The organism is Flavobacterium sp., from assembly GCF_023151265.1.
Lineage (GTDB): Bacteria > Bacteroidota > Bacteroidia > Flavobacteriales > Flavobacteriaceae > Flavobacterium.
The window spans coordinates 1-4,095 of record NZ_JAKLJH010000183.1 but is presented as its reverse complement, the minus strand read 5'-3'; the positions used below and the strand labels follow the sequence as shown (position 1 = coordinate 4,095).

4 protein-coding genes are annotated in these 4,095 nt (G+C 32.7%); all 4 read right to left on the bottom strand.

Annotated features, from left to right (window positions below):
* Positions 1-202: 202 nt before the first annotated feature.
* Positions 203-1,348, bottom strand: a complete 1,146-nt coding sequence (locus L6Q46_RS13005; RefSeq protein WP_291284669.1) for an endonuclease NucS domain-containing protein — start codon at positions 1,346-1,348, stop codon at positions 203-205.
* Between the two features lie 460 nt (positions 1,349-1,808).
* Positions 1,809-2,420, bottom strand: a complete 612-nt coding sequence (locus tag L6Q46_RS13000; protein ID WP_291284668.1) for a BglII/BstYI family type II restriction endonuclease — start codon at positions 2,418-2,420, stop codon at positions 1,809-1,811.
* Positions 2,417-3,343, bottom strand: coding sequence for a site-specific DNA-methyltransferase (locus tag L6Q46_RS12995; protein WP_291284667.1), 927 nt, complete (start codon positions 3,341-3,343; stop codon positions 2,417-2,419). The genes L6Q46_RS13000 and L6Q46_RS12995 overlap by 4 nt, the downstream gene beginning before the upstream one ends.
* A 373-nt stretch (positions 3,344-3,716) precedes the next feature.
* Positions 3,717-4,095, bottom strand: a 379-nt coding sequence (locus L6Q46_RS12990) for a PilZ domain-containing protein (RefSeq protein WP_291284666.1), incomplete at its 5' end; no start/stop codon positions are given.

Here is a 4,095-nt window from a genome sequence, read left to right as displayed (position 1 = left end):
GAAACTAATGATAGGGTAAAAGAGCAATCATCAGATTTAAAAAAGTGCGTTAGGTGAAATCGAAATCTAAAAATTTGTAAAAATCTTTAAAGGCAGCCTTTATTGATGTAAATTTTACTATTATTCAACAGCTACGTTATGTGCCGTTGGCTCGCGATTACACAAAAAGTCAGCCGAAGCCACGGATGGCGGAGGCTGTTTTTCAACCTTCATTTTTCAATTTGAATTGAATATGATATGACATCAATTCAATATCTTTTACCATATCAAGAGAATATTTAATTTTATCATCAAAACTTTCAGCGATTATTAAGCCTTTTACTTTTTTATTTCTAGCTAAGTTTTTTTTGACCCAGCCCATATACCTTGTAACTTGTCCTATTGTATCATCACTGGTTTGTGATCTTTTTAATTCAATTACAAGATAATCACCGGAAGATTTATCTTTTACAAGTAAATCAATTTTCCCAATATCAGTTTTATATTGAAGGCTAACCGGTTCACCATTTTCAACAATAATCTCATATTTTTTTCCCAGATCCGTTGATTCCCAATTTGTAAAAAGAAAATTTTCCAGATACTTTTCGAGATAAAAGTTTTGTTTTTCAATATCGTTATCATCAGATACATCTACAGTTGCTTCATCGTCACTTTTTTTCCATATAGAATTTCGTATGCTATCAGAATAGATATATTCTGAAATAAATCGTGGAAATATGAAATTATCAACAGAATCATCTAATTTTAATTCGGTCATTATTGATTTAAAACCGTTTAATATGATTTCATTTGTCCTTATAATTTTTTCACCATATGAAAGTTGTTCATATTCTTTTAATTCATCAAATGAAAAATAGTTTATAATATCGATTCTATGCCGTAATGAAACTGAACAAATGAATAATTCGGGATTATTTAAGAATAATAAGGAATTTAAAATAATACCGCTTTCTCCGGTAAGACCATTTTTATTTTTTTCATTTAAGGCTGCAAGATCGTTCAATAATTTTAATATTTCATTGTAATCAGTTGAGGATAGAATATTATTCATTAAAGAACGAAGGTCACTCTTGGAAGTAATATCACCAAACATGCGATACCATGTTCCATATCTGATATATGTTTTTGCCACAACATCATCTTTTTTTGTTCTTCCTCGTGCATTAGAATCAATAAGAAATACAATTTCATCATAGTCTGATTTTGTACCAGAACCTTTGTTGATTTTACTTTTCCAAATCTCTTTAAATGTATTTGAATATTGTTTCCAAGTGGTTATTTTTGTTGAAAAATCAAATGACTCGTAATAAGATTTGAATAAGTCTATATTGAATTTAGATTTTTTCATAATACCTTCTTGTATTTATCAATATTATCTCTTTTCGCCGCCACGGACGGCGGCGTCAAAAAAAGTTAGCGAGACAATGGCACATAACGTTAAGAGTAGCCGACGTGACTTTTAAATTCGAAAGTGCGGTAGCACCTTTTGAATTTAAAAGTCATGTCTCCGAGCCACCGTATGACTAGCAAGTCCTGTGACTGAACGGATGGCGCGCAAACTTGCTCTTTTCTGCAAGTTTCGTGACAGTAGTGAAGGCACTGGACTTGCGTTAGCTTTCCAAATAAACCAATAAATTTCACTTAAACAACCAGCGGCTCGGAGCAAGAAGCCACATCTTCTCGTGGCTTCGCAGTGGCTACTCTTTGTTAGGCAGACGTTTTAGTTGCGTCTATTACGACAAAGCCAAAATAACGCCCTAAACTAAAACCAGTCCCGACACGATGTCGGGCTAAATACGATTTTTTATTTATGGGGCAATTCCTAATAGGACAAGCGGAACAGCAGGAACACCTCTACCTTCTCTGATTAAATTATAAAGCTCTCCTTCATAATAAGAAGGACCCGAAGACATTTCAGCTTGTAAACTTTTCATTGGTAGAATTTCTACTCCTACGTCAATTTTATCTCCTACATAGAAAGCCATATGTTTTACAAATAAATCAAAAGCAACAAAAGCATATTTACCAAATTGAACTTCAACAGCAATTCTCTCTTTGACAAAATCTGTTTGATTATAAGAAAAGATAGGCGTCAATCCAGCTTCGATAATTTCTTTCTTCTGTTCATCGGCTGGTAGATGAAGAGTTCTTCTAATAAGTCTTGCGTCACCTGTTACCCAATAGCTTGTTCTGTCTTCAAGCCAGTTTAGTTCAGTAAAACCTTCTTTCATTTTTTTATTCATATCAATAGGAGAGTATAGCATTTTACCTTTAATCCTCTCTTCCTTTGAAATTTTAGTTTTACATTCTTCTGCGTCCACAGATTTAATTACTTTTTCAATTTCTTTCCAAAGTTTTGGTTTATGTACTAAAATGTATTCCAATCCATTTAAATGCGAATATTGTTCAACTATTTTCACCTGTGACCACCATTCGGTAATGAAGGATCATATACTGGTTTACCCATAGGTCTTGTTTTTAATCTCCCATGTTTTAAATCATTAATTCTTTGTTTTGCAATTTTCACATACTCACTTTCTATATCACATCCATACCCTTCGCGATTATGTAAAAGAGCGGCTAATACAGATGATCCAACACCCATATATGGATCGAATACTTTATCTTCCTCATTGGTTAAGGACAATACCAACCTTTCAATTAGTTCAATAGGGAATTGACAAGGATGATTTGTTTTTTCAACATGATTAGATTTCACATTTGGTATTATCCATAAGTCTCCCGGATTTTTTCCTAACGGATTACCTGAAATTTGCCCCGCTTTAGGACCTTTAAAATATTTTTTATTCGGATATTTCGATGGTACGCGAATTGGGTCTAAATTAAAAGTATAATTGTCTGATTTCGTAAACCATAAAATAGTTTCGTAACGACCCGATAATCTATTACTACAGTGAAGTCCATGCTCAAAATGCCAAACAATTCTATTTCTTAATTTTAATCCCAAGTCTTTAAAAATTGGATAGAGGATAATGTCTAACGGATAAATCTCACCTTTGTTCACATTGTTTCCGACTTGCCAGCATATAGAGCCTTCGGGATGTAATTTATCATAACATTTCTGAATTAATTCTTTTTGTGACTCAACATAATTTTCTAATGGAGTTTTTTTCTCATATGATTTCCCAATATTGTAAGGAGGGGAGGTAACTATCAATTTTAGGCTTCCGTTTTCAAAGGAGTCAATAAATTTAATATTATCTTTTAACTCAACATTGTATACAAAGTCTAGTTTTTTTTCTGATCTTTGAATTTCGTTAGATTCTGAAAATCCCTCAAATAATCCTGTATTTTCTTTTTCATCAAAATCTTTAATTTTCATGTATCGATCCCTTACTATATAAAAATAGAAGCATTTGATCCCATTTTAAGTAGCTATATTAAGATTACAAGATTTTTTTAGAGACATAAAAAATGACTTTTTAGTCAAAAACCTTAACAAATTTAAAGTCTTTCCGAGAAACGATGTCGAGGAAACCTACAGCGGAAGGACTTGGCGTTATTTTATTAGACAATATTCGAGTTCGAAACTAAAATGTCGCCTAACGTTCAAGCGTGTGAGAAGTTTTGGGGCAGGCGCATTTTTTGCTTCTTCTCTGCAAAAAATGTGACTGGCACAAAATTTGGCGAAGCCCGAAACCAGCCCATCAGTTCGGGCTGGTTGAAGCTCACACGCTATGTTAGCGGGCGTTTTTTTAACTATTTATAATAATTTTTTTTAATAATTCTGTCTTTTCTTTATCTAAATTCCTAAAAGCAAGACCGATACCATTGTTATCTATTCTTACAACTCCAGTAGAGAAATTATAAGATTTCTTTTCAAAATATATTTCCACTTCAACTTCTTCTGTTAATTGAAAAGGGCAATTGGGAAAAAAGACAAAAATTCCACTTAAACTTGCATCTGCTGTTACGTAATCTATTCCTTTTATTTTTACTCGCAATTTCAAAGGGGTTCTCTTTTCACCTCGCCAACCTCTTGGATACATTTTTAAATAAGGAGCGGATATATCTTTTTTGCAGAAGTAGATAACTAATGATAACCAGACTATTGTCCTGAATAATATTCCTGAA